The 26,058-nt window shown below is 42.7% G+C and carries 19 protein-coding genes; 16 read left to right on the plus strand and 3 right to left on the minus strand.

Features of this window, described 5'->3' with window-relative positions:
- Positions 1-124: 124 nt before the first annotated feature.
- Positions 125-436, minus strand: a complete 312-nt coding sequence (locus QM454_RS08465; RefSeq protein WP_432363919.1) for an integrase core domain-containing protein — start codon at positions 434-436, stop codon at positions 125-127.
- A gap of 570 nt (positions 437-1,006) precedes the next feature.
- On the minus strand, positions 1,007-2,020 hold the full coding sequence (locus QM454_RS08470; protein ID WP_432363779.1) for an S-layer homology domain-containing protein: 1,014 nt from the start codon (positions 2,018-2,020) through the stop codon (positions 1,007-1,009).
- A gap of 167 nt (positions 2,021-2,187) precedes the next feature.
- Here QM454_RS08470 and QM454_RS08475 point away from each other — a divergent pair, with 167 nt between their 5' ends.
- From QM454_RS08475 to QM454_RS08495, 5 genes are all read left to right on the plus strand, one after another.
- Entirely contained in the window at positions 2,188-5,166 is a 2,979-nt protein-coding gene (locus QM454_RS08475) for an S-layer homology domain-containing protein (RefSeq protein ID WP_432363781.1), read from the plus strand.
- A gap of 102 nt (positions 5,167-5,268) precedes the next feature.
- A complete protein-coding gene (locus QM454_RS08480) occupies positions 5,269-6,699 on the plus strand; it encodes a S8 family serine peptidase (RefSeq protein WP_432363783.1) in 1,431 nt (476 codons plus the stop codon).
- 419 nt (positions 6,700-7,118) lie between these two features.
- Entirely contained in the window at positions 7,119-9,056 is a 1,938-nt protein-coding gene (locus tag QM454_RS08485) for an S-layer homology domain-containing protein (RefSeq protein ID WP_432363785.1), read from the plus strand.
- Positions 9,057-9,261: 205 nt separating this feature from the next.
- The gene (locus QM454_RS08490; protein WP_432363787.1) at positions 9,262-11,304 is read left to right on the plus strand and encodes an S-layer homology domain-containing protein; all 2,043 of its coding nucleotides are present in this window, start codon (positions 9,262-9,264) and stop codon (positions 11,302-11,304) included.
- A 189-nt stretch (positions 11,305-11,493) separates the two neighbouring features.
- Positions 11,494-12,207: a hypothetical protein gene (locus tag QM454_RS08495; protein WP_432363789.1), complete on the plus strand. Its 714-nt coding sequence runs from the start codon at positions 11,494-11,496 to the stop codon at positions 12,205-12,207.
- 53 nt (positions 12,208-12,260) lie between these two features.
- Here the strand turns inward: QM454_RS08495 and QM454_RS08500 are convergent, their stop codons facing one another.
- Positions 12,261-12,731 (minus strand): VanZ family protein, encoded by a 471-nt coding sequence (locus QM454_RS08500; protein ID WP_432363791.1) that lies wholly within the window; start codon positions 12,729-12,731, stop codon positions 12,261-12,263.
- Positions 12,732-13,089: 358 nt separating this feature from the next.
- On the opposite strand from QM454_RS08500, the gene QM454_RS08505 reads away from it, so the two are divergent.
- The 11 genes from QM454_RS08505 (at position 13,090) to QM454_RS08555 (ending at position 26,056) form a co-directional block, all read left to right on the plus strand.
- Positions 13,090-13,818, plus strand: coding sequence for a YveK family protein (locus QM454_RS08505; RefSeq protein ID WP_432363793.1), 729 nt, complete (start codon positions 13,090-13,092; stop codon positions 13,816-13,818).
- A 5-nt stretch (positions 13,819-13,823) separates the two neighbouring features.
- The gene (locus QM454_RS08510; protein WP_432363795.1) at positions 13,824-14,531 is read left to right on the plus strand and encodes a CpsD/CapB family tyrosine-protein kinase; all 708 of its coding nucleotides are present in this window, start codon (positions 13,824-13,826) and stop codon (positions 14,529-14,531) included.
- Between the two features lie 53 nt (positions 14,532-14,584).
- Complete coding sequence (locus QM454_RS08515; RefSeq protein WP_432363797.1) at positions 14,585-15,352, plus strand: tyrosine-protein phosphatase; 768 nt, start codon at positions 14,585-14,587, stop codon at positions 15,350-15,352.
- A 266-nt stretch (positions 15,353-15,618) separates the two neighbouring features.
- The gene (locus QM454_RS08520; protein ID WP_432363799.1) at positions 15,619-17,502 is read left to right on the plus strand and encodes a polysaccharide biosynthesis protein; all 1,884 of its coding nucleotides are present in this window, start codon (positions 15,619-15,621) and stop codon (positions 17,500-17,502) included.
- Positions 17,499-18,839 carry a glucose-6-phosphate isomerase gene (locus QM454_RS08525; RefSeq protein WP_432363801.1) on the plus strand — a complete coding sequence of 447 codons (1,341 nt, stop codon included), beginning with the start codon at positions 17,499-17,501 and terminating at the stop codon, positions 18,837-18,839. The genes QM454_RS08520 and QM454_RS08525 overlap by 4 nt, the downstream gene beginning before the upstream one ends.
- A gap of 115 nt (positions 18,840-18,954) precedes the next feature.
- Positions 18,955-20,676 carry a phospho-sugar mutase gene (locus QM454_RS08530; RefSeq protein ID WP_432363803.1) on the plus strand — a complete coding sequence of 574 codons (1,722 nt, stop codon included), beginning with the start codon at positions 18,955-18,957 and terminating at the stop codon, positions 20,674-20,676.
- Positions 20,677-20,771: 95 nt separating this feature from the next.
- Positions 20,772-21,656: a UTP--glucose-1-phosphate uridylyltransferase GalU gene (gene galU, locus QM454_RS08535; RefSeq protein WP_432356943.1), complete on the plus strand. Its 885-nt coding sequence runs from the start codon at positions 20,772-20,774 to the stop codon at positions 21,654-21,656.
- Positions 21,657-21,969: 313 nt separating this feature from the next.
- Positions 21,970-22,599 carry a sugar transferase gene (locus QM454_RS08540; RefSeq protein ID WP_432356945.1) on the plus strand — a complete coding sequence of 210 codons (630 nt, stop codon included), beginning with the start codon at positions 21,970-21,972 and terminating at the stop codon, positions 22,597-22,599.
- A gap of 28 nt (positions 22,600-22,627) precedes the next feature.
- Positions 22,628-23,527, plus strand: coding sequence for an SDR family oxidoreductase (locus QM454_RS08545; RefSeq protein ID WP_432356947.1), 900 nt, complete (start codon positions 22,628-22,630; stop codon positions 23,525-23,527).
- A gap of 23 nt (positions 23,528-23,550) precedes the next feature.
- Positions 23,551-24,657 (plus strand): glycosyltransferase family 4 protein, encoded by a 1,107-nt coding sequence (locus QM454_RS08550; protein ID WP_432356948.1) that lies wholly within the window; start codon positions 23,551-23,553, stop codon positions 24,655-24,657.
- A 16-nt stretch (positions 24,658-24,673) separates the two neighbouring features.
- Positions 24,674-26,056, plus strand: a complete 1,383-nt coding sequence (locus QM454_RS08555) for a nucleotide sugar dehydrogenase (protein WP_432356949.1) — start codon at positions 24,674-24,676, stop codon at positions 26,054-26,056.
- Positions 26,057-26,058: the final 2 nt, after the last annotated feature.

A 26,058-nucleotide genomic window follows, 5' to 3' on the forward strand; every position in this document is an offset into this window, starting at 1 on the left:
TTTTGTATGCGAACCTCACTTCTGTATCTTTAGTTTTGTTTGTGAAAAAGTGAATGCAAAAAAAAGAAAGGCATGCCAAATAAGCCTTTCTTGAAGGTGTTTTTAAAATTGATCAGTCTTGTTGTTATACGACCTTTTTATATGTGTGATAGAGTCCATTTAATATGGGTGTTGCATCCAATTTTGTCCTCCCTGCGGTTGTCGGAAACTGAATTGGGGAAGGAGTCGGCGTCTTGCCGTTGATTCCCCGATGTGGCCGTTCAGTATTGTAATAGTTGATGTAATCCCGGAGTAGCGAAAGAAGGTGCCGCTCATTTAGTAGGATAACGTGGTCTAGCAATTCCCTTTTGATTGTTCCAATGACCCTTTCCGCATAAGGATTCTGCCACGGCGAGCGATAGGCCGTCTTCTTTGAAGCAATTCCCGATAATTTTATGAATGACTGAAACGCCTTGGATCAGAAGATCGTATCATTGTCATGTAGCAGATACTTGGGTACTTTTCCGAAAGGCGTTGCGTTTCGAAATTGCTGTATTGTCCATTGGGCTGTAGGGTTTTCGGTGACAGCGAAGTAGACGATTTGACGGGTTTGATGGTGGATGATAACCAAACCATACAGAATCTGAAACTTATATGTTGGAATGGTGAAAAAATCGGTTGCCCATAGTTCATGATGATGGTTGTTCAGAAAGGTCTCCCAAGATTGGATCTGTCGATCAGAAGGCGGCTTTCTGGTAACAGGTAGATATTTTGCGATGGTGTTTGAAGCACATCTTGAAAGCCGTACGATGCCAACGGATGACAGTCTCCGGCCTGACGATTAGCAGTACTTCTCTCCAATTGGTCATGTTTTTCGAGAGAAGAACCCAAAGCTGCCGGAATGCAGGAGTTGGCCTTGGTTTTGTCAACTTTTCTTTTTCATATCGTTGGACATATAAAGTCAATTGACTCCTTTGAGCGATAAGGGCGACGTGCAAAGCACATCGCCCTAACATTGACTTAGATTTTAATTCCTCGTAACAATTGCCCCTAATGTCCGACTCGTTTTTCCTAATTCACCAATATAATTCGACTTCATTTCAAGTTCTATCGTATACTTCCCATACGTTAGAGTCTTTTTGGCGTTATCATGAGAAAGAGCAAATTCGTGGAGAGTTTGTGCAAGCTCTTCAGGCGCTGCTTGTACTCCGAATTCTGTAATCGTATTACTTACTAGAAGTACCGATGATAGATGTCTCGGTGTGCCATTATATATACTTAGTTCATCACCTGATGCAACAATATCAATTCTTGGTAGAAAGTCCATCCCTTCTTCATGAACGTTCGAACGTGCTTGGTATCCCTTTCCATCGTCTCTATCTACGAATGTATATTCACTTGCGAGATAAAGGCCTTCAATGACTTCACGAAATGCTTCTCCACGTAATTCGTGTTGCCCTAATTCGTTCGTCATTGTTGTAAATCGAAGTCGATCCATCTTTTGAAAAAATGCGCTTACGTGGGAACGCTTCAAGCCGTCGCTTCCACCAAAGTCGACATATTTATCTGGACTGACACCTTTACCCGATGTGATGCTGTTCGTATACATCCAGTCGATTACATCTCTATCCATTCCGTTTAGTCCACGTGAAGCGAAAAGCGCTTTTGCTAACGTAAGTCGAGTCACCGATTTGTTTCTTGCGGATTTGTCACTGTGCCCCGGTAAAATCACACCATTATTTTTAAGATATGTATAGTGTGTCTCTTGCCACTTCGCTTTCTCTACTCCATCTTCAATATCCGGATTGTAAAAACGGCTCATTACTGCAGCTAATTGTGATTCTGTTAAAATATTATTTGGTCTAAATGTTCCGTCAGAATAACCTCCAACAATGCCTCTTTCAGCAGCCCACTCGACACTTTCAAAAGGCCAGTCCGTTTCTTTCACGTCAGTAAATGTCGCGCTTGTAGCATGACTATTTACTTGGAACATCATTAAAGCAAGTACAAACGCACCAACAGTTGTAAATACCTTTTTCACATAAATGCCCCCTTATTAATAATATTCTAATCTTTTAACTATTATAGTATAACACGATAGATTGCCTGGAGATTTCTGCAATTGATTCCCACCAAATTCCACACTCTTTCTTTAATTTACTATATAATAGAAATTAGTGAAACATTTTAAAAGGAGGAACTTTAATCATGAATAGAAAAGGTAAATTGCTAGCGAGTGCGCTTGCGGCGACGTTAGCTTCGACCGCTGTTGTGCCTGCTGTGTCTGCTGCGAGTTTTACAGATATGAAGGGGAATACGCATGAAGAGGCTGTTTTGGCGCTTGTGAAGGCGAAGGTCATTAATGGGTATCCGGATGGGACGTTTAAGCCGAATAGGACATTGACACGTTCGGATGTGGTGAAGTTGATTGGGAAGTATTTAGTGGCGGAAGGGTATTCTGTGCCTGCTGATTACAAAACGAAAAGCCGATTTACGGATGTGACGATGAAGGATTCTGGGGATGAGTTACTCAAGTATGCGGCGATGATAAAGGATTATGGCATTTTAGGTGGGAGCAACGGGAGGCTACTTGCGAAGGAAGATATGACGCGAGAAGATATGGCAATCGCGCTCGTACGTCTCATCGATTTAGTGGAAGATATTGATGTTGCCACGTATGTAGCGGGACAAAAGTTCACGGGTGATGTGACGGACTTACATGCGGCGAAAACTTCAGCCCGCCCATACATTTTAGTGTTAGATTATTTCGATATTACAAATCCAACTTTAGATAAATTCAATCCGAAAAGCACGACGACGAGAGGTCAGTTTGCGACATTCCTTTACCGTATAACGAATCAAAACATAGGGGACATTGTTGCGCCAAAGGTGGATCTGGCCGAATTCAAAGCAACGGGTGCAAATACGTTCACGGTGACATTCAACCAAGCAGTAGATTGGAAGAATGCCAAGTACTCGGTGAAAAAGAGCAATTCCGATGTCGCGATTTCGAGTGTTGAAATAGCGAAAGATAAAAAATCTGCCAAGCTCGTCATGTCATCCAAACTGACGGAAGGAAATTACACGATTTCTGTATCAGGTATTGCTGGTAAAACATTCACAAAAACGACGAGGGTAGCGAATGAAAAAGCGACCTCGATTGATTTTTTGAATGACTATGCGGTTCCGAGTGCTGCGGGAGATAAAGTACGAGTAGGGTATAAAGTTGTTAATCAATACGGCGAAGATATTACGGCGGCTGTTCCGAATGTCGTTGCAAGTTCAAACGTAACCGGTACGGGTAGTAGCACGACCGTGAAGTACACAGAAGGAATTGTGGAAATTACTAAGGCGACGAGGGATTCGACCTTCAAACAAGGTGATAAGATTTCCGTCTCAATCACTGACCGTGCAACTGGCATTACAAGCTCGAAAGTTGTCACGGTTGCGAGCAAATCGAAAGTATCCGAAGTGGAAATTACAGGACTTTACAATGATGTCAATCGGTCTGCTGCGCTGAATGTCGATGCGAATTATGAAGATTTTCATTTAGTGCTAAAAGCGAAAGATCAATACGGCTTAGAAGTACCGGCGCAAGAAATCGCTGGTGATGTAATCGTCTCCGTATCGAATACATCCATAATCGATGTGAATCGCAGTGTAACCTCGCCGATTTTCACGCAACTGACGATTGACGGTAAGAGACAAACGGTGCTCGAGTTAAAAGAGCCGAGGAATAAAAGACATGGGAAAGCGACCATTTCAATTAAATCAAGAACGACGGGGAAAACGGCAACGTACGAAGTGATCGTTGCTGAAGGTGTGAAAGCAGATACGATTACACTCGGGACGCCGCAATTAGCTGTTGCCGGTGAAAAAACAGAAGTTCCTTTCCTTGTGTACGGCACGGACGGAAGGGAAATTACGAATGCGGCTATATTGAACCATGCGAATGGTGTGAAAGTGATTACGAATGATCGATATGTCAAAACGGTCATTGAAAACGACCCATTAACAGGCAGAGCGAAATTGTTCATCACTGACTCCTCAAACTCGTCGACGGACCGCCAAGTACTAGTTACAGCAACGACAGCGAATAACAAAGTGACAACAATGTACGTAACGATGAGAGCGAAGGCGGAAGCGAGCAGGATCGTTGCGACGAAAGGCATCGGAACGAATGTCGTCGTCGGAGGCACTATTACTCTATCAAAAGAAACACTTGTCGTGAATGATCAATATGGCCGTGACTTTGCATTAACGAATTCCAACTTGGCGACGGCTGTAAATTCAACGAACAGGGATAAATATGTAATCGAAGTCGAAACAATTGATGACAAAGTGGCGCTTTCTTCGAATAAATATATCACTGCGAACAATTCCGTCACGGTTACGGGCGTAAAGAGAGGATCGGATACTGTTCTGCTTACATTGCAGCAAATTGATTCAAAGGGCGTTGCTAGAAATGTTGACTCGCGCGCATATGAATTGAATGTGAACGTCACGGACAAATCGAACATCGTTCATTATGAGTTGAAACATATTGATGTCATATACGATAATCCAGCAATTACGTCTTCGAACAATTACGCAAGGGAAATTATCGTCTACGGCATTACGACAGACGGGCAAAGAGTTGTAGTTCCGGCATCCGAATATACCGTCATCACAGGGCATGACGATTTAGTGTACAACGCATCGACGGGGACTATTTACGTCCGTGGCAATAAAGACATTGTCGATAAAAATGATGAGTACATTTCAGTAAAAGTGATTGTGAATGCGGACCGCCAACCTGTAACGCTTGACCAAACTGTCGTCGTTACAAAAGCGGAGCCTTATGCAAATACGATTGAGCTGCAGTCTGCGAATGGATATACAGTTCAAGGCGAAATCTTGCATATTCCAGGAACGACAGCAAATGTGAACATCTCTTCAACGAACTTAAAAGCTGTGTTGAAAATTACGGACCAATACGGTGAGGATATTTCTAGTTCGGCGTCCAATCGTATCATCCTGACAGCAACAAATCTTGTGAACTCGAATAATGACAGCACAGTTCCGGAAGTCACAGGTAACGGAACGAACACGTTAACATTTACAGGCGTCCAACGCGGCGATTCCTTTTTCTTAACGTATATTGTCGACAATAAGGCGTTGACGACCCAAGTAGCCGTCGGGCAATAAAGATGAGCACTTATCCTTTTTGAGGGTAAGTGCTTTTTAGTTTAAAAAACTCTTTCGAGTGCCGATAATAGGGAGGAATACATATTAGTAGAGGTGAATGAAATGAAGAAGAAGTACCCATTTGTTGCCAGTCTATTCATTGCGATAGCTGTACTGTTTTCGGTTCATACCGGGGTAGCTGTTGCTTCGACCGAGCTTGCAGGAGAAACGGATAGAGTTATCGTAAAACTAGTAGATGAGCATGGCGTTGAAAAAGTCGAAAGCATACTACTCGCAGACGTTAAGAAATTTGAAGAAGGACGCCTTGTGGATACAACTTCTCCATTATATCTTGCACAACATATAGAAGTGTTGCAGCCTGATTTCGTCCGGACAATCGCGTTGGAAGAGCCGACGAGCATTAAAACGCCATCGTGGGGGACAGAGCGGGTTGGCGTTACAAACTTGAAAAACTCCCTCGTGGCGGCGAAAGGAACTGTCATTGTCGCGACAATCGATACGGGCGTTGATTACAACCATCCGTTTCTGAAAGGTCGAATTGTAGATGGATATGACTTCGTTGACAATGATTCGGATCCGATGGACGTGCATTTTCACGGAACGCATGTAGCGGGAATCATTGCAGAGACGACCCCAGTAAATGTGAAAATTATGCCAATACGTGTGCTGAATGAAGAGGGGCAGGGCTATGACTCTGACGTCGCAAAGGGGATCCGTTATGCGGTTGACCATGGCGCACATATCGTCAATATGAGCTTTGCCGGTGAAGGGTACTCGCAATACTTGGCCGATGCAATTGCATATGCGCTTTCGAAAAATGTGGTCGTAGTCGTTGCAGCAGGCAATGAAAGCGCAAATACTGCTAACTATTTCCCTGCATCCGAGCAAAAAGTGATCGTCGTTTCGGCGACAGACAAAGATGACAGAGTCGCAAGCTTCAGCAATACTGGTTCTACAATCGATGTATCTGCTCCCGGCGTACATATCGTCTCCACTGTACCGGGTGGGCAGTTCAAAAGTCTGAGCGGCACATCGATGGCAGCCCCGCATGTAAGTGGCATTGCTGCGATGCTGAAACTGGAATCGCCAATTAGATCACGTCAAGGGATTGAACGGTTACTAAAGAGATATGTTGATGACAGAGGTCCAGCCGGATGGGATTCGCAATACGGGGAAGGCATTGTCAATATCGCTTCAAAAGGCGTGAATAACGTATCGACGGTCAAAGACGACACCGAGAATGCACCGGTTTCCTCATCCGAATTCATCGCATTACCTGAACATAAGGACGTTCCGTTGAATAAAAAATGGACGATTGAATTCAATCGACTGCTTACTGAGCGGGATACGATTGATGTGAAAATTTATATGGATGGTGAAAAGATTCCGATTAATGTAACACCGATAGCTGGGAAAAAGGAGATTATCGTCACGGCGGAACAACTGTATCGTCCGAATACGGCGTATCGTCTTGTGATTTTGTCGGGGAAGAAGAATAAATATGAGATGCGGTTTGTGACGGGGGATCAGTAACTAGATGGAAAATCGTTGCCTCGCTCGTAACTCGGCCGCTGCGCTCGTAAAATCTATTGCACGCTCATAAATCAGCTGCTGCGCTCGTAAAATCGATTGCACGCTCGTAAATCAGCCGCAGCGCTCGTAAAAATCGATTGCGCGCTCATAAATCAGCTGCCTACGTTCGTAAAAATGATAGCACGCTCGTATTTCATCAAGGGCTCAATTAATCTATTATCTTATATAGTTATTTTCAGCATGACAAGGATTTATTCCTGTCATGCTTTTTGCATTTATTTAGCTCAATAAAATTTGTCATAGCCGACTCTACTACGACTACATACAGTAGAATAGTGCCATTTTCGGTTCTCCCAGAAAGGGTTCAGCCTAGAAATGACATACAAGCCACGAACTACGATGGCAGAGGGGGAGGTTTATTGAAGAAGAAACAGTTTCATAAGATATTCAGCACAATCATAGCATTTGCCATGGTCTTTGCGCCGATGACGATGTCTGCAAGCGACAGTCCTAACGTATTCAAGCAGAATGGAACGACTGAAAGCGTCATGCAGGCAAAAGCGGTAGTTGCTCAACAACAAAATATAGATACGAACATTTCAATCCTCGAAATCGAGAGGATTTGGAATATAGGCTTCGATTTCTCAGATGAAACGTCATATGAACCGGTTTCGCATTATCAATTAACAGAGACGGATCTATCTTTCAATGGCGATGGCGTGAAGGATATGGGTCGACTCGAGTTTTCGTTGAATGCAAATGTCGCAACAAACTATATCGAGCTTTGGGATATCATGAATCCTGATAGTGGTCTCTATGGAGATGGCTCTATCGGCTACTTACATTTTGGGGATTCATTACCTGCGGGTAGCTATTACGTTGAGATTGACGGGGAGTATGCACCGTGGGGGAGTTCGGACGTAGAGCAAATTCCTGATGGCATTTACACGGTTGATTTCACGGCACTCAATCTTGAAGAAGGGCCTGACGTGCTTGAATATTGGGGTGGGCCATTATTCGTCAAAAGTGTACCTGCTGTAATCCAAGCGGAAGAGACGCATGTTGTTGCAGACTCGACTTACGAATTATCCGGCCAAGTTGTTGATATGTATATCGAGTGGCAACAGGAGCTAGCTAAATACGGACTCGGCTACGATTTGAATACGAAACTGGCAACAACATTCGAAGCGAAAGATGCTGCGGGTAACGTCGTATCAAGCGGACCTATAAACTTGGCGCAAGACGGTTCGTTCACTGTCGAAGTGACTGGTCTTGAATACGGCGATAACACAGTCACAATTTTTGTAAGCGACGCCGCTGGAAATGAAGCGGAAGCAACTTTTAACGTCCATTACGAAGCACCTAAACTAGTTCTCGGACTATTCGTCTCACCTGAAAATCTATCATTATTGGTAGGGGAAAGTAAACAATTACAAGTTTCCGCATCTGAAATAAATGAAGATGAGAATAACCCAGTTGAAGGTAACGAGGCTAAAATAAAAATTATTGACGTAACAGAAGTAGCAGCTTACACAGGTTATGATGAAAAAAATATTACTGTCGATAAAGGCAACGTAACTGCAAAAGCAGCCGGCACAACAACAATTACAATCTCATACGGCGACCACGAACCAATTACAGTAAACGTCACTGTTAAAAATCCAGTACAAGAAGACCCTGGAAACAGCGGTGGCGGAGGTGGCGGATACATTCCATCAACGCCATCAACTCCAGCACCAACATCTCCACCACCGCAAACATCTCCACCACCGGATCCAGTTAAACCAGATTCAACTAATCCTGATCCGGTTAAACCTGTAACATTTACGGATGTGTCAAATCACTGGGCGGAGCTCTACATTCAAAAAGCCCTCCAAATGGGAATCTTCAAAGGATACCAAGAGGGTACATTCAAGCCAAATCATGAGTTGACACGTGCGCAAGCCGTCTCCCTCATTGTCCGCACGCTGGGCTTGGAAACGGATGAAGCGGCACCTTTCGATGACATCGACAAGTACGATGAAGAAACACAAGCAGAAATAGCAGCCGCCTATAAATACGGGATCATCAAAGGAAATAATGGTAGCTTCAATCCTGCAGATAAAGTGACACGTGCACAAATCGCATTGATGATTGCGCGTGCATACGAATACAAAATAGGCGAAACATACAAACGAACAGCAACTGCACCGTTCTCCGATTATGGCAACTATAACGAGGAAGCCATACATGCAATTTCGATGCTATATGAGTTGGACATTATCAGCGGTTACGAAGGCAAATTTATGCCGCAAAATCCGACAACACGTGCCCAAGCAGCGAAGATGTTTGTCAATTTTGCAGAGCTTCTACAATAATAAGTGCGTCCTGGTCGTATATTACTAGATACGACCAGGCTTTTTACGTAGAATACGTGTAGTATTGAAGTGAATATAGGTGTAAAGAAACAGTTATAGATCAATTAAGAACCCGTTTACGAAATAAAATGGTAATAGTATCTAATTATATGGTAAAATAGATTCTGATTGATAATTTAAATAAAATTATATGGGAGGTTTGGAATTGAAAAAGTACAAAAAAACGTACCAGAAATTGTTCAGGGCGACATTGGCAACGACAGTAGCGACTGGGGCGCTCGTTGCGGCAGTGCCAGCTTATACGAATGCGGCAGAAGTGTCATTCTCTGACGTAAAAGAAACGCATCATTTTTACGAAAGTGTAATGAGTTTAACAGCTAGAGGCGTTATTAACGGCTATGAGGACGGTACATATCGGCCAGGTGAAAATATTAGCCGAGCACATGCTGCCAAAATCATGGCACTTGCATTGAACTTAGACACGGAAAATGTCAAAGATCCTGGATTTAAAGACGTGAAAAAGGACTATCCGTATTACGGTCATATCGCGGCACTTGTCGAAGCTGGAATTATTAAGGGGTATGAAGATGGCACATTTAGACCGAATGGCAATTTGACGCGCGCTCATATCGCTCAAATGCTCGTACTAGGCTTTGAGTTTGAGGAAGAGACGCTTTCAAATCTACCATTTACGGATGTGAACGATAAACAATGGTTTGCTAACCACATCCAAACATTGTATTCCAACGAAATTACGACAGGGACAAGCACTACTACTTTCTCCCCGAACGCATTCGTGACACGTGGACAAGTTGCTTCGTTCATCTATCGAAGCGAGTTGGCACAGACAAAAGGCGTTGAAGTGATCGGATTCGCGGATGACAAACTGGAATTAGCGGACGGCACGTACAGCGTACATGCTGATTTGCAGGACATTTTCAATGAAGCGAATTTGCCAGCTCTTAAAGGCGCGCTCGTCAAAGTTAACGTTGAAAATGACACAATTGTAGGCGTTACTTCCATTGAACTAAAGGCGAACGGTACGGCTTCCAACGCTGTTACGCTTGACGGGAACGGATCTACACTTAATGGAAATGTCATCGTGAATGGCGACTATGTTGCTTTGAAAAACATCACGGTGAAAGGCAATTTGGAAATCGGCGCACAAGTTGCAAACAGCTTTACTGCTGACAAAGTAACGGTAACAGGAAAAACGATCATTTCCGACAAAGCAGCATCTGCAGCTGTATTCACAATCGCAGCAGTCGCAAAATCACCAACAATCGTCTTCAACAACTCGACAATGGGTACTGTAGAAGTAACTAAAAAAGGTGCAACAATTGAAGCAAAAGGAACGACGAAAGTTCAAGAAATCGTCCTTTCTTCTAACGTCACGTTGAAAGCGGATACTGGCATCACAATTCCAAAAGTATCCGTAAAAACAGGAGCTTCTCAAGTAACACTTGATGCAAACGTAGGAAGCCTTAACGTTAACTCTGCAGGTAACTTGACTCTTGCAGGAACAGGGGACATTAAAGAAGTAAAAGTAGAATCCCAAAGAGACGTTGCCTTCGAAACAAAAGGAAAAATCGAGAAGTTGACAGTTAATTTGAAGGATACTAAAGTGTCGTTGGGTACGAATACTAGAGTTGTAGATATTGCCCTACCTGCAGGAACTTCTGCTGGAGATATCATTCAAAACTTCGACAAAGTAAAAGAAAACATCGAGAAAATTGGCGGGAAAGCAAACCCTGACGCTAAACCAGCAGCACCGGCAGCTGGTGGAGGAGGTGGCGGTGGTGGTGGCGGTGCCGTTGGTGATAGCGATGGAACGCCGCAGTTAACTGGAACTGAAGTGTTAAATAACCGCGTTAACAACGAATTTAATAAACAAGCTATCAATGGTAAAGTAAAAGTACAAGATGTAACAGTAATACTCACAGGCACTACATTTGAAGTTGAGATCCCAAGTGACTCCCTCTCAACCTATCCGACGTTTAAAACTGCTGCCGGTTCAATTTTTACTGCTTTTAACGGCGCGAAAGTAACTAAAGTTAATACAATAGATATTACAGATGCACATAATGCGCTTGGATTCGGCGATATATTTGATAAAATTTTAGGCTACTTAGGTGTTGACGAGTTCTACGAGATTAAAGGCCTGAAGAATTCAACTGTTCCTGTTAATGTCAAAGGGGAAGTTGACGGCAAGGAATTTAATGTCACGTACACGTTTGAATTTAAATAATTAATACTGAAAGCCTCGCCATATTATAAGTATATGTGGCGAGGTTTTTTCGTAGGCGCTCGTAAATTTGGTATTGCGCTCATAAATCCTCGTTCCATCCATCCCAATCGACAACATTCACCATCTTTCGCTACCTTACTCTACCGATTAATGTTAAAATGCTAGTATCATAGTAGGGCGGGTGTCTGTATGAAGAAAAAATGGAAAATTACGATTGCTGTTGTGTTGGCGCTCGTTTTGGGTGCAGGTGCTTATGTGGCGTACATATTGAAGTTTAAGGAATACGATGTGGCGGATGACGAAGTAGCAGAGATTGTTGCGAATCCGTATGAGATTGAGCTACCGGATGGATCGAAGCTTGTCGTCGGTGAGGATGGGACGGTTTCCGGTTTAAATGAGGACGTTACGGCGGAAGATGAAGAAGAAACGGGTCAAGCTACTTCTGCTGGCAATGCGACAGCGGGTGCGACTCCTCCGAAATCTAACGCTAACGAGACGTCTGGGAATCAAAACAAGCAACCTGTGAGTAAAACAGAAACAGGTAAAAAAGTGACTGTCGCTGAGGTAAAAGGGAAGTATGTTCCTGTCTTCAGAGAGCTTGAAGGGCAAGCGGACGAGAAGATTAATGCATTAATCGGCCGGGCGAAAAAAGAGTACAACGACAAAAAAGCGAATGGCGAGAGCATCGACTTCGGCTATTTTTACAACAAATATATGGGTGCTGCGACAAACTTGGAAGCAAACACCGATGCAGCATTTTACAGTGTGATGAAGGCAGTGGAAACTGAATTAGAGGCGAACGGTTATAATAAATCATACGCTCAAAGCTTCATCGATGAATATGAGGCAACGAAAAAAACGCGTCGCGATGGCATTTTGAAGAAAGCGGTCGGCAGGAATTAAACATAAACATACGAAAACCGCGTGAGTCCCAATTTGTGGACTTGCGCGGTTTTTCATCTTTTCCTGCGTTTTGCAAGCCAAAGCTGCGTGAGCCGGAATACGATTAAAAATGTAAATGCCCCAGACATGTCTAATAGAACGTCTTTTGAAGAAGGTGTCCGTCCGCCGGTGAGCGACTGATGGTATTCATCTCCGATTGCGAGGGCTAGTGTGATAACGAGTGTGGCAAGCAGACGAAAGCGAATCTTCGGCAGGACGATATATACCGCAATCGCTAGCAATCCGAAAATGAAGAAATGGGCTGCCTTTCGAAGTAGAAACTCGACGAAATGGTAATATCCTCGTTCCTCAACCGAAATTATTTTTCCCCAATATGGAATTTGCAGCTTCGCCAGTTGGCTTTCTAATGGTTTGCTCGGAAGCCATTCTTGCAAGTTAGGTATGATAGATTGCTGCTCGTACGTTTGACCTGATGAAAAGAATAGCACACCAATAATGATTAGTAGAAATAGGAATTTTCTCATGCTGTGACCGTATCATAAATGGTGGATCGCTGTCCAGAATGCTTACTGCTTTGTTTGTTAAAGGCACTTAGCGCGACAGGGCATTTCTTTAAACTAGATTTATCCGCGCACGTAAATCGAGATTGCATGCACGCAGGCGGTAGTTATATTATAAAATTTCTCACTTGCGCTAAATGCTTTTGACAATTTAAAGATCTGCTTATATGCGAGGATGCCATACCGTTGACATACCCACTCCCCCGCAAAAAGTCCTATTCCCCCTTAATAGCAAAATATCCTCAAATTACGAGAATATTTTCTACATAATGTGGTATAATGTGACATGTTCAGATAGATTGCTATAAAGGGGATACACCATATGGAAGAAACAATCAGTCTTCAGGACCTGTTTAAAACACTGAAGAAGAGGGCTATCCTCATTTTGCTGACGATGCTACTGGCGGTCACCGTCGCCGGGGTCATCAGTTTCCTAGTATTGACGCCAATCTACCAAGCATCGACACAAATCCTCGTCAATCAGCAGAAGGTAGAGCAAAACCAATTCAACACGCAAGACATCCAAGCGAACCTCCAGCTGATCAATACATACAACGTCATCATTAAAAGCCCGGCGATTCTTACAAAAGTAATTGAAAACCTAGACCTTAACACAACGCCGGCGCAATTGACGGGCAAAATTACGGTGAACAGCGCACAAAACTCACAAGTCGTTAACGTGAGCGTGCAACATCCGGAACCGTTCATGGCAGTCGACATCGCCAACACAACGGCAGAAGTATTCCAAGAAGAAATCCAGCACCTCATGAATGTCGACAACGTCAACATCCTTTCGCCAGCAGTGCTTGCGGAAGATCCGAAGCCGATTAAACCCGACCCATACCTTAACATGGCAATCGCGGCGGTCGTCGGACTCATGCTTGGCGTCGGAATCGCATTCTTGCTCGAATACTTGGATACGACGGTGAAAACAGAGCAAGACATCGAGGAACTACTAAACTTACCAATATTAGGCCTCGTCAGCCCAATATCAGATCAGGACATGCCGAACGGGCATGAATCACTACAACGGCGAAGAAGGAAGAGGTGACGACGATGCTGAAAAGAAAACGGAAACAGCCGTTGCAAAGCGTTGCGCGTAAGCTCGTGACAAACGTCAATCCGAAATCCATCGTTTCGGAGCAATTCCGCACAGTCCGGACAAACATAAACTTCTCAACGCCCGACAAGGAATTGAAAACGTTGCTGTTCACCTCCTCCTCTCCTGGAGAAGGGAAATCGACAAGCGCTGCAAACGTCGCAATCGTCTTCGCGCAAGAAGGGAAAAAAGTGCTACTCGTCGACGCTGATATGCGGAAACCGACAATGCACTACACATTCAACACGACGAACACAACCGGACTATCCAACTTGCTGACGAAACAATGGTCACTTGAAGAAGTAACGAAACTTACGAAAATCGACGGCTTGCATTTAATTACATGCGGCCCGATTCCGCCGAATCCAGCGGAACTCATCGGCTCAAAATCAATGGACTCACTCATTGACGAGCTAGCATCGCAATACGACCTCGTCATTTTCGATGCACCACCGCTACTATCGGTTACAGACGCCCAACTCTTGTCGAATAAATGCGACGGCACAATTCTTGTCATCAATTCCGGTGTCACAGAAAAAGAAAGTGCTATGAAGGCAAAAGAAGCGCTTCTATCCGCAAAAGCGAATATTTTAGGGACTCTCATGAACAATTTCGTGCTTGAGAAAGACCATTATTACTATCAATATTACGGAACTGGAGAGTGAAGGGGCTTGAACCGCCCTTTTGCTCTCTTTCTATATAAAGGAGCACGAATACAATGATTGATATGCACACACACCTCCTGTTCGGCGTTGACGACGGGCCCGAAACAATCGAAGAGACTCTTGCGTTAATCAACAAAGCACAAGAAGAAGGCATTACCGACATGATCGCGACGTCGCACGCCTTCCATCCGCAATACGACGTACACCATAGCGAAGTAATGAGCCAAACAACATTACTAAAAGACGTCATGAAAGAAGCAGGACTTGACGTGAACATCCATCCAGGCCAAGAAATCCGACTGACGGAAGACATCATCGACAAATTGGACAACAACGAACTACTCACACTCGCCAATTCCAACTACCTTCTATTGGAATTGCCGTCACATACGATACCCGCCTATACGGTGAACGTCATCCAAGCATTGCTCGAACGGGACATAACTCCCATCATCGCGCATCCAGAACGGAACCGCGCCATCGCCGAAAAACCTGAGCGACTCGAACGGCTCGTCCGCCACGGCGCAACTTCACAAATTACGGCAGGTAGCGTATCCGGCCATTTCGGCAAAAACCGACAAAAGCTAGCGCTCCAGCTCATCGAAGCAAATCTCGTTCATACATACGGCTCAGACGTCCACAACTTGAAAACGAGGCCATTCCATTTCAATAAAGGACTCGATCTGCTCGAAAAAAAGAAATTCTATTCAAACGCAGATCTACTACTCGCAAACAACGAACGCATCTTGCAGAATGAACCTCTATTCCTGTTAGAACCGGAATGGGTGAAACCAAAAAAACTGTTCGGCTTTATCGGGTAATAGGTACAACGACTTAATTTATCAATAAATCACATTTTTCAGCGATTAATAAAGAATTATCGAAAACAACATACAAGCAATAGGACAAAGGGGTTGGAAGTGCTCGCAAAGTCTACATATCGACAGAAAAATAGTCAAAAAGGGCATAGTTCAACAAGAAGACTAGAATCCTTCAATAGAAGATGATACTATTAGACTACAATCATTCCTGCGTATTGGAAGAGTTATAGTTCAGATTTACAATGAACAATGGAGGGGTCTCGTGAATGACAATGAAAAAGCGTATGACAATGCTTTTCCTCTTGGATTCAATCATCGTTTTACTATCGATCTTTCTAGGCTATTTTATTTTGCGCCCCGACATCGTCATCTTTAAAGACGAAATTGTCCTTATGAGCGCAATGACAATCCAAATTGCACACCATCTATTCGCCTGGCGCTACGGACTGTACCGGAAAGTATGGTCGTACGCATCCATCGGTGAATTGAAAGCTATCTTTAAAGCAGTGACACTAACAATCGCAGTCGTCGTCGTTGCGCAGCTCGTCCTCACGAAAGACGTCAATGCACGAGCGCTTTTCCTTACGTGGATGCTCCACATTCTTTTGATTGGGGGATCGCGGCTCAGCTGGCGTTTAACACGAGATTCGTTCCGCAAAACGGATGAAAATGGGATGACCCGCACAATGATTATCGGCGCCGGACAAGCCGGAACGATGGTAGCGCGGCAACTGCAAAATAATCCGGAATCAGGGATGAAGCCCGTCCTCTTCCTCGACGACGATCGAGCGAAAAAGGGGCTTGAACTGTACGGCATTAAAATCGTTGGCGGGATAAACAATCTTGAAGAAAAAGTGAAAGACAATCATATCGAAAAAATCGTCATCGCGATTCCGTCGATGGCAAAGCAAGACATGACCGAACTGATGAAAAGGTGCGTCGCAACTGGTATTCGTACGCAAATGATCCCGCGCATCGAAGATTTGATGACGGGGAAAGTATCTGTGAAAGATATGCGCGACGTAAAAATAGAAGATCTCCTTGGCCGCGACGAAGTCCAGCTCGATATGAAAGCGATCAAAGAGAAACTAACAAATAAAACAATTCTCGTAACCGGTGCAGGTGGCTCCATTGGCTCAGAAATTTGCCGACAAGTGGCGGCATTTAAGCCGAAAAGCCTCATCCTGCTCGGACACGGCGAAAGTTCCATCTACAACATTGACATGGAACTACGCCAAAAAGTTTCATCCGACATCGAAATCATTCCGATCATCGCAGACGTCCAAGACCGCGACCGGATCTTTGACATAGTGGCGGAATACAAACCGGACGTTATCTACCATGCAGCAGCACATAAACACGTTCCGCTCATGGAAGCGAACCCGATGGAAGCCGTTAAAAATAACATATTCGGAACGAAAAACGTCGCAGAAGCTGCAGACACATTTGCGGTCCCGCACTTCGTCCTCGTCTCAACGGACAAAGCGGTGAACCCACCGAACGTCATGGGCGCGACGAAGCGTTTTGCTGAAATGGTAGTTCAAAATCTTGCGAAAAACAGCAAAACAAAATTTGCTGCTGTCCGGTTCGGAAACGTCCTCGGCTCTCGAGGTAGCGTCGTCCCACTCTTTAAAAAGCAAATTGCTAAAGGTGGTCCAGTTACGGTGACCGATCCAGAAATGACGCGCTACTTCATGACAATTCCGGAAGCATCAAGACTCGTCATTCAAGCAGGTACGCTTGCTAGAGGTGGCGAAGTGTTCGTTCTAGATATGGGCGAACCGGTGAAGATTGTAGATCTCGCGAAAAACTTAATCCGACTGTCAGGATATCGAGAAGATGAAATTGAAATTAAGTACTCGGGCATCAGGCCTGGGGAGAAGTTGTTTGAAGAGTTGTTGAATGAAAGTGAAATACAGAGTGAGTATGTGTATCCGAAGATTTATGTCGGAAAGGCGATGCCGATTACAAGTACGGAACAAAATTATATTTTAGACAAGCTAGTAGATATGGACATTCATGAACTAAGAACTACTTTAATTGCGCTTGCGAACGGGAAGTACGTCAATAGGGAAAAGACGAAGGTAGCAACTGCATTGGCATCCGGTCATAGTTTGAGCAGGGAAACGATTTCGGGGGTGACAGGTTGACGCATATTACATTCGATTATACGAAAGCTGTCCGTCATTTCGGGAACTTCCAAGTTTCTTTCCTGGAACAAACTGTGTCGTCCATCCATGAGCAAATGCATAACGAAGCAAGCAATCATAAGCATTATTTAGGATGGGTCGACTTCCCTGAATCATATGACCGAGCGGAATTTAGTCGTATCCAAAAGGTAGCCGATCGCATTAAGAAGACGAGTGACGTCCTCCTCGTTATTGGAATTGGCGGTTCCTACTTAGGGGCACGCGCTGCAATCGAAATGCTGAACCATAGCTTTTATAATCTATTGCCGAAAGAGAAGCGAAATGCGCCGCAAGTTATTTTTGTTGGTCATAACTTAAGTTCGACGTATATGACACACGTCATCGACCTGCTCGAAGGGAAAGATTTCTCTATTAACGTCATTTCCAAATCTGGAACGACGACGGAGCCGGCCATTGCTTTTCGCATCTTCCGCAAACTGTTAGAAGAAAAATACGGTGAAGAGGAAGCAAGCAAGCGGGTCTTCGCGACGACGGACGAAAGAAAAGGTGCGTTAAAGCAACTTGCAACTAAAAAAGGATACGAATCATTCACCATTCCGGATGACATCGGAGGCCGGTATTCTGTTTTAACAGCTGTCGGCCTATTACCAATGGCAGTGAGCGGCATTGACATCGAAGAAATCATGACAGGCGCTTTGAAAGCGCAATATGAATTGAACGAACCAAATCTAGCAAACAATCACGCCTACCAATACGCCGTTATCCGTAACATCCTGTTCCAAAAAGGGATGGCAATTGAAATGTTCGTTACGTATGAACCAGGTATGCATTATCTCGCTGAATGGTGGAAGCAACTTTTCGGTGAAAGTGAAGGGAAAGACCGGAGAGGAATTTTCCCGGCTTCCGCCAACTTCTCAACGGACTTGCATTCGTTTGGCCAGTATATCCAAGAAGGGCAACGTAATCTATTCGAAACGATTGTGAAAGTAAACAATCCAATCGATGACATACTGATTGAATACGACGAAGATAATGTCGACGGATTGAACTATCTCGTAGGCAAAACAGTAGATGACGTAAACAGCAAAGCATTCGAAGGAGCACTTGATGCACACATAGAAGGTGAAGTTCCGGGGCTAGTATTCGAAATCCCTGCAATGGATGCTTACACATTCGGCTACCTCGTCTACTTTTTCGAAAAAGCATGTGCCATGAGCGCCTACCTATTCGGCGTCAACCCATTCGACCAACCTGGTGTCGAGCTGTACAAAACAAACATGTTCAAACTCCTAAACAAACCAGGATACGAAACAGAAAAAATCGGTGCCAGAAACTAGCGGTGCTTTCCAGTGGTGCCAGGTCACAGACACAATTTGCGCCCTTCAAATTGTGACTGTGCCTGGCATCCACGGTATATACAGGAATAAAAAACACCAGAAAGGACCCACCAACATGCAATGGAAACAAAACCTAAACCACTGGCTACACCACCTGCCAGAAAACGATCCATTAAAAATCGAATTAGAAAACTATCAATCAGACGATAAGCTGATGGAAGATTGCTTCTATAAAGAATTGGAGTTCGGAACTGGCGGCATGCGTGGCATTATGGGTCCAGGGACGAACCGCATTAACCTATACACAGTGCGAAAGGCTGCATACGGCCTTTCCCAATATATAAAGGACCAAGGACAAGAAGCGATGGCACGCGGTGTTGCCATTTCTTACGATACAAGACATTTATCGAAGGAATTTGCACTCGAAGTCGCAAAGACAGTAGGCGCTGAAGGAATTCAAGTGTATGTATTTGATAAGTACCGTCCAACGCCACTTCTTTCATTTGCTGTTCGGCATTTAAACACGTACGCAGGTGTCATGATTACGGCGAGCCACAATCCACCGGAATATAACGGATTGAAAATGTACGGGGAAGACGGTGCACAACTGCCACCAGATGCGGCGGATGTCATCATAGACTATATGAACGAAGTGAAAACGGAACTACTCATTGAAGTGGCCGAAGTGAAGCAATTGGAGAAGGACAGACTTCTCACGTATATCGGGAAGAACGAAGATATCGCATATATCCACTCATTGGATTCTATAAAGCTCAATGACAGTGCAAACAATAAAGACCTATCCATTGTGTTCACGGCACTGCACGGGACAGCAACGGAAACGGTACAAGAAGCCTTTTTAGCATTCGGCTTTACGAAAGTCAAATATGTGTACGAGCAATGTGGACCTGATCCAAACTTCACAACTGTCAAATCGCCAAATCCGGAAGAGGCAGACGCATTTACATTGGCCATCCAGTATGGAAAAGGAAATAATGCAGATATCATACTAGCGACTGATCCCGATGCCGATCGGTTAGGCGTAGCAGTGAAGGACGAAAAAGGAGAATACGTTCTCCTGACGGGCAACCAAATTGGTTCTATCATAATTCACTATTTGCTTGAACAGAAATTAGAAGCGGGCACGTTACCGAAAAACGGTGTCGTCATGAAAACAATCGTCACAACAGAATTAGCCCGAGCGATTACGGGGACGTATGGGCTAGAAACAATGGACACGCTCACTGGATTTAAATTCATCGCGGAAAAAATCCAGGAGTTTGAACAGACACAAGACCATACTTTCCTATTCGGCTTTGAAGAAAGCTATGGTTTCCTTATTGATGGTTTTGTCAGGGATAAAGATGCCGTGCAAGCAGCTGTATTTATTGCAGAGGCGGCTGCCTATTATAAAGCACAAGGAAAATCGCTGTTTGACGTTCTGAACGATCTCTTTGAGGAGTTTGGCTATTATATAGAAGAAACTCATTCAATTACGCTCGAAGGGAAAGACGGAGCAGAACAGATTGAAAGAATTATGGAGAGCTTTTGGAGTAATCCACCATTACATATAGGTGGAATTCAAGTTGTGGAAATAGAAGATTATATGACGAGCATAGCAACTGAACTTCCTTCAGGAATGAAAAGCCCAATCGACTTGCCGAAAGCAAACGTATTGAAATACAAGTTAGAAGACGATTCATGGATCTGTATAAGACCATCCGGCACCGAGCCAAAGATTAAATTTTACTTCGGTGTAAAAGGCAAAACGGCAGAAATAGCCAGAAATAAACTAAGGAAACTTAAGAAGTTATTATTACAAGGCGTGCACGTTTGAGGAGGTCAAAACCCAGTGGTGCCAGGCCACAGACACAATTTATGCCCTTCAAATTGTGACTGTGCCTGGCTCCACGGTATAAGGAGGAAGTAAACATGAATAAAAAAGTACGGAAAGCGATTATCCCAGCAGCGGGACTCGGAACAAGGTTCCTCCCGGCTACAAAGGCAATGCCGAAAGAGATGTTGCCAATCGTTGATAAACCGACGATTCAATACATTGTTGAAGAGGCAATTGCATCGGGGATCGAAGATATCATTATCGTAACTGGTAAGGGCAAACGTGCGATTGAAGACCATTTCGATAATAACTTCGAACTGGAAGATAATCTGATGCAAAAAGAAAAATACGATATTTTGGAGAAGGTGCGACAGTCCTCCGATGTCGATATCCATTATATCCGCCAAAAAGAACCGAAAGGGCTTGGACATGCTGTTTGGTGTGCAAGGAAGTTTATCGGTAACGAGCCGTTTGCTGTGTTGCTAGGTGATGATATTGTAACTGCGGACACGCCTGGTTTAAAGCAGCTAATTAATCAGTATGATGAGACACATGCTTCGGTCATTGGAGTGCAAACTGTGCCAGATGAAGAAACGAGTCGGTATGGAATTATTGAACCTTCGGTCCAAGTGGGGAGAAGGTATCAAGTTGAGAATTTTGTGGAGAAACCGGCATTAGGGACGGCACCTTCTAATCTTGCGATTATGGGGAGATACGTGCTCACTCCTGAGATCTTCAAGTACTTAGGAGAACATGAGACTGGAGCGGGTGGAGAGATTCAGTTGACGGATGCGATTCAGAAGTTGAATCAAGTGCAGCGTGTGTTTGCGTATGACTTTGAAGGTAAGCGGTTTGATGTTGGGGAGAAGTTAGGGTTTATTACTACTACGATTGAGTTTGCATTGGAGAATGAAGAGATTCGGGAGCAGTTGATGGAGTATATGGCTGGCAAAGTGGGAGAGATGCGGGTCAAGCATTGATGGTTTTTTGATTTGGTGGTTGGACCTTCGGTCTTGGGTTCGTTAAAAGCTTTCTGTTTGAGTTGGTTGAACCTTCGGTTCGGGTTTTGATGCTTTTAGGTGATGCCTCCTGACCTTTATCAATGGAGGCACTCGGCTATGCTGTGGGTGGTACATGATTGTGCCACCTTAGATGCGTTTTGTCATCGGGAGTGTGGTGTGAGGTTGGATGCCTCGTTTTATATTATTTTGGTGGGTTAGCAGTTGATTAGAAATTAATTATTCTTATTAAGTCCTAATCTACTAAAGAACAAATTATTAGGAGTGTAGCTGGATGTATATGAAAGTAAAAAGATTGATAGATATCATTCTTTCTTTAATAGGGCTTATTGTCTTATCACCCATTTTTTTGATTCTAATTATTGCAATCAAGATAGATTCAAAAGGGCCGGTTTTGTTTAAGCAAAAGCGTGTAGGAATTAATAAGACACATTTTAACATTTTAAAATTCCGTACCATGAGAATAGATACACCGAAGGACACTCCAACTCACTTATTAAGTAATCCAGAACAGTATATCACAAAGATGGGGAAGTTCTTAAGAAAAACTTCACTTGATGAACTTCCGCAGATTTGGAATATTTTTGTGGGACAAATGAGTATTATTGGGCCAAGACCAGCACTATGGAATCAGTATGATTTGATTGCTGAACGGGAAAAGTATGGTGCTAATGATGTACCACCTGGATTAACTGGTTGGGCACAGATTAACGGACGGGATGAACTTCCTATTGAGATAAAGGCAAAGTTAGATGGAGAGTACGTTGAGAGAATTAGTCTATGGATGGATATAAAATGTTTCTTTTGGACAATCGTAAGTGTAGTGAAGAGTGACGGGGTTGTTGAAGGTGGAACCGGAGTTAATAAGGAAGTTGCGAGTACTAAGGAGACAGAAACTTCATGAAAGTAAATAGAGTAATAGAGGTGTTGAAATGCTTTTAGTCACCGGAATCACTGGTCATACGGGGAAATACTTTTTACAAGAACTTATTAATAATAAATATGAAGGCTCTATTCGCTGTGTGGTTAGGGAAACATCTAATACTTCTCTTTTGGATAACAGCGGCTTAAATATAGAAAAGGTTGTAGGAGATTTAGATGATTCAGATTTTATCGATAGAGTGATGAATGGTGTAGATACGGTAATGCACATCTATAATATACATCATTCACCAATGATCGTTGAATCTGCTATTAAAAATAAATTGAAAAGGGCTATATTAGTACACACCACAGGGATATATTCGGAGTTCAAGTATGCCTCAGAGGGATATAAGAAAATAGAACAAAAGATTAGAGAACTAAAAAGCGATACTAAATGTATGACAAAAATTACAATTTTAAGACCTTCTATGATATATGGAGATCTTTGTGATAGAAATATGAGTAAGTTTATTAAGTTGATAGATAAACTAAGGATCATACCAGTTATCAACGGTGGAAATAGTTTAATTCAACCAGTGAATGCCAGAGATTTAGGGAAGGCATATTTTACTGTATTAATATCTCCAGCAGAGTCTGATGGAGAAGCCTATGACCTATCTGGTGAAAGGCCAATTAGAATGATAGATGCTTTCAAGTTAATAAGCAAAGAACTTAATAAAAAAACAGTCTTCATTAGCGTACCATTAGGTTTAGGTGTACTGTTGGCAAGGGTTATTAAAACTCTGACGCTAGGAAGAATCGATTATATAGAACGGGTTCAGAGAATGGGAGAAGACAGAAGCTATTCCCACGATAAGGCAACTAGTGACTTCGGTTATAATCCTATGACTTTTGAAAAAGGAATACAAATAGAAGTGCAAGAGTACCTAGTGACAAATAGAAATTAGCTAATATGAGTAGGAGCTTTGATATGAAAATTGCTGTACTTTCAAGCCATACATCATCATTGTTTTGGTTTCGTATGGATATGATGAAAGACTTCATAGAAAATGGTCATACCGTTATTGCATTAGGCTCTGAGCCTGAAGCGGAATGGAAGAAAAAGTTTCAAGAATACAATATTGATTATAGGCAGCTATATGTTGAACGAAATGGTGTGAATCCACTTAAAGATTTAAAAACCTTATGGTCTCTTTATACATTCATGAAAGTGGAAAGACCTGACAAAGTGTTCGCATACCAAGCTAAAACGGTTGTCTATGGAAGTTTAGCTGCAAAGTTAAATGGTATTTCTGAAGTATACCCTTTAATAGCTGGACTTGGTTCGATATTTAGGGGAGAAGGTTTTAAAAACAAGGTAGTAAAAACAATAATGAGAATAGAATACTGGGCTGCTTGCAAATGTAGCAAGAAAGTATTCTTTCAAAATCAAGATGATAAAAATGAGTTTATTAAAAATGGTTTAATAAAAGAGAATAAGACAGTAATAATTAATGGTTCGGGAGTTGATCTTGAAAAATTCAGACCAACGCAATTTCCAGAAGAACCGGCATTTCTTTATATTGGTAGACTTATTAAAGATAAAGGAATAATGGAATATTTAGAAGCCTGTAGAGAAGTTAAAGATAAACACCCTAAGGTTCGTTGTTTACTAGTAGGGCCTTTTGATAGTAATCCCTCTGCTCTAAAACCAGAAGAACTAAATCCATATATAGAAAATAGTATTATTGAATATTTTGGGGAGCAGAGTGATGTAAGACCATTTATCTCTCAATGTAGCACATATGTATTACCGTCTTATCATGAAGGTACGCCTAAAACTGTTCTAGAAGCCATGGCAATGGGTAGATCAATAATAACAAGTGATGCTCCTGGTTGTAGAGAGACAGTTATTGAAGGATTAAATGGATATTTAGTGGAGGTCAAGGATATCAAAGGGTTAACAAGTAAGATGGAATACTTGATATCTAATCGTGAAATATGCAAAAACATGGGGCATGAAAGCGAGAAGATTGCTAAAGAAAAATATGATGTCAAGGTTGTTAACCAAACCATTATCCGGACAATGGGTTTATAACAAAGGAGAATTCTATATGAACTTATATGAGAAGATTGTTAATAGAGAAGAGAAAATTTCATTAGTAGGACTTGGCTATGTAGGTATGCCAATCGCTGTTGCTTTTGCAAAGAAGGCTGATGTGATTGGCTTTGATGTAAATAAACAAAAAATTGAACTTTATAAGAACGGCATAGATCCTACAAAAGAAGTGGGAAATGAAGTAATCAAGAATACAACAGTTGAGTTTACATCAGATGAAGCGAGTCTTAGGGAAGCTAGATTTCATATTGTAGCCGTGCCTACGCCAGTAAAAGATGACCATACACCTGACTTAACACCGATTGAATCAGCATGTCGCACATTAGGTAGAAATTTGACAAAAGGATCGATAGTTGTATTTGAGTCTACAGTTTATCCCGGTGTAACTGAGGATATCTGTGTTCCAATTTTAGAGAAAGAATCAGGATTAAAATGTGGTGTGGATTTTAAGGTTGGATATTCACCAGAAAGAATTAACCCTGGTGATAAAGTTTATAGACTTGAGACTATTGTTAAAGTTGTATCGGGACAAGATGAAGAAACTTTAGATACTGTTGCAAGAGTATTTGAATTAGTCGTTGAAGCCGGTGTGCATAAAGCAACTAGTATTAAAGTTGCTGAGGCAGCAAAGGTCATAGAGAATTCACAACGTGATATTAATATTGCTTTTATGAATGAACTTTCTATTATATTTAATAAAATGGGAATTGATACAAAGGCGGTACTTGAAGCAGCAGGGACAAAGTGGAACTTCCTGAATTTTTCTCCAGGACTAGTAGGAGGTCACTGTATCGGGGTTGATCCATACTACCTAACATACAAAGCAGCGCAAATAGGTTATCATTCCCAAATTATTCTTTCAGGAAGAAAAATAAATGATGACATGGGCAAATATGTCGCTGAAAGTACAGTGAAGAAAATGATTAAAGCTAATAAACAAATAAATGGTGCGAAAGTGGCTATATTTGGTGTTACGTTCAAAGAGAACTGTCCCGATGTCAGAAATACAAAAGTAGTCGACGTAATAAAAGAATTAGAAGAGTACGGAGTAGACGTTAAAGTTGTAGATCCTCAAGCAGACAAAGAAGATTTATGGCGTGAATATAGAATAAATCTTTGTGAAATAGAAGATATAAAAGAAATGGATGCAGTAATCTTTGCAGTTCCACACGATGAATTTAGATCTATTCAATTGGAAGATGTGAAAGCGATGTTTGGAACTTCAGGATATGTATATTCAGAAGTAATGAGTGAAGTGGCTGCAACATCTGAGTTTGGCATAAATATTGATAGAAAAGATCGTGTATTGATAGACCTTAAAGGAATGTTTAACAGACAAAAAGCAGAGGATACTGGGTTTGTATACTGGAGGTTATAATC

The sequence above is a fragment of the Sporosarcina sp. UB5 genome (genome assembly GCF_050859005.1).
In the GTDB taxonomy this organism is placed as follows: domain Bacteria; phylum Bacillota; class Bacilli; order Bacillales_A; family Planococcaceae; genus Sporosarcina.

What these genes read in the sequence shown, in the direction of transcription:
- QM454_RS08475 (WP_432363781.1), top strand. Translation starts at nt 2,188, where the DNA reads ATGAATAGAAAAGGTAAATTGCTAGCGAGTGCGCTTGCGGCGACGTTA.
- QM454_RS08540 (WP_432356945.1), top strand. Translation starts at nt 21,970, where the DNA reads ATGTATATGAAAGTAAAAAGATTGATAGATATCATTCTTTCTTTAATA.
- QM454_RS08555 (WP_432356949.1), top strand. Translation starts at nt 24,674, where the DNA reads ATGAACTTATATGAGAAGATTGTTAATAGAGAAGAGAAAATTTCATTA.
- QM454_RS08515 (WP_432363797.1), top strand. Translation starts at nt 14,585, where the DNA reads ATGATTGATATGCACACACACCTCCTGTTCGGCGTTGACGACGGGCCC.
- QM454_RS08545 (WP_432356947.1), top strand. Translation starts at nt 22,628, where the DNA reads ATGCTTTTAGTCACCGGAATCACTGGTCATACGGGGAAATACTTTTTA.
- QM454_RS08530 (WP_432363803.1), top strand. Translation starts at nt 18,955, where the DNA reads ATGCAATGGAAACAAAACCTAAACCACTGGCTACACCACCTGCCAGAA.
- QM454_RS08495 (WP_432363789.1), top strand. Translation starts at nt 11,494, where the DNA reads ATGAAGAAAAAATGGAAAATTACGATTGCTGTTGTGTTGGCGCTCGTT.
- QM454_RS08500 (WP_432363791.1), bottom strand. Translation starts at nt 12,731, where the DNA reads ATGAGAAAATTCCTATTTCTACTAATCATTATTGGTGTGCTATTCTTT.
- QM454_RS08510 (WP_432363795.1), top strand. Translation starts at nt 13,824, where the DNA reads ATGCTGAAAAGAAAACGGAAACAGCCGTTGCAAAGCGTTGCGCGTAAG.
- QM454_RS08550 (WP_432356948.1), top strand. Translation starts at nt 23,551, where the DNA reads ATGAAAATTGCTGTACTTTCAAGCCATACATCATCATTGTTTTGGTTT.
- QM454_RS08505 (WP_432363793.1), top strand. Translation starts at nt 13,090, where the DNA reads ATGGAAGAAACAATCAGTCTTCAGGACCTGTTTAAAACACTGAAGAAG.
- galU (WP_432356943.1), top strand. Translation starts at nt 20,772, where the DNA reads ATGAATAAAAAAGTACGGAAAGCGATTATCCCAGCAGCGGGACTCGGA.
- QM454_RS08480 (WP_432363783.1), top strand. Translation starts at nt 5,269, where the DNA reads ATGAAGAAGAAGTACCCATTTGTTGCCAGTCTATTCATTGCGATAGCT.
- QM454_RS08520 (WP_432363799.1), top strand. Translation starts at nt 15,619, where the DNA reads ATGACAATGAAAAAGCGTATGACAATGCTTTTCCTCTTGGATTCAATC.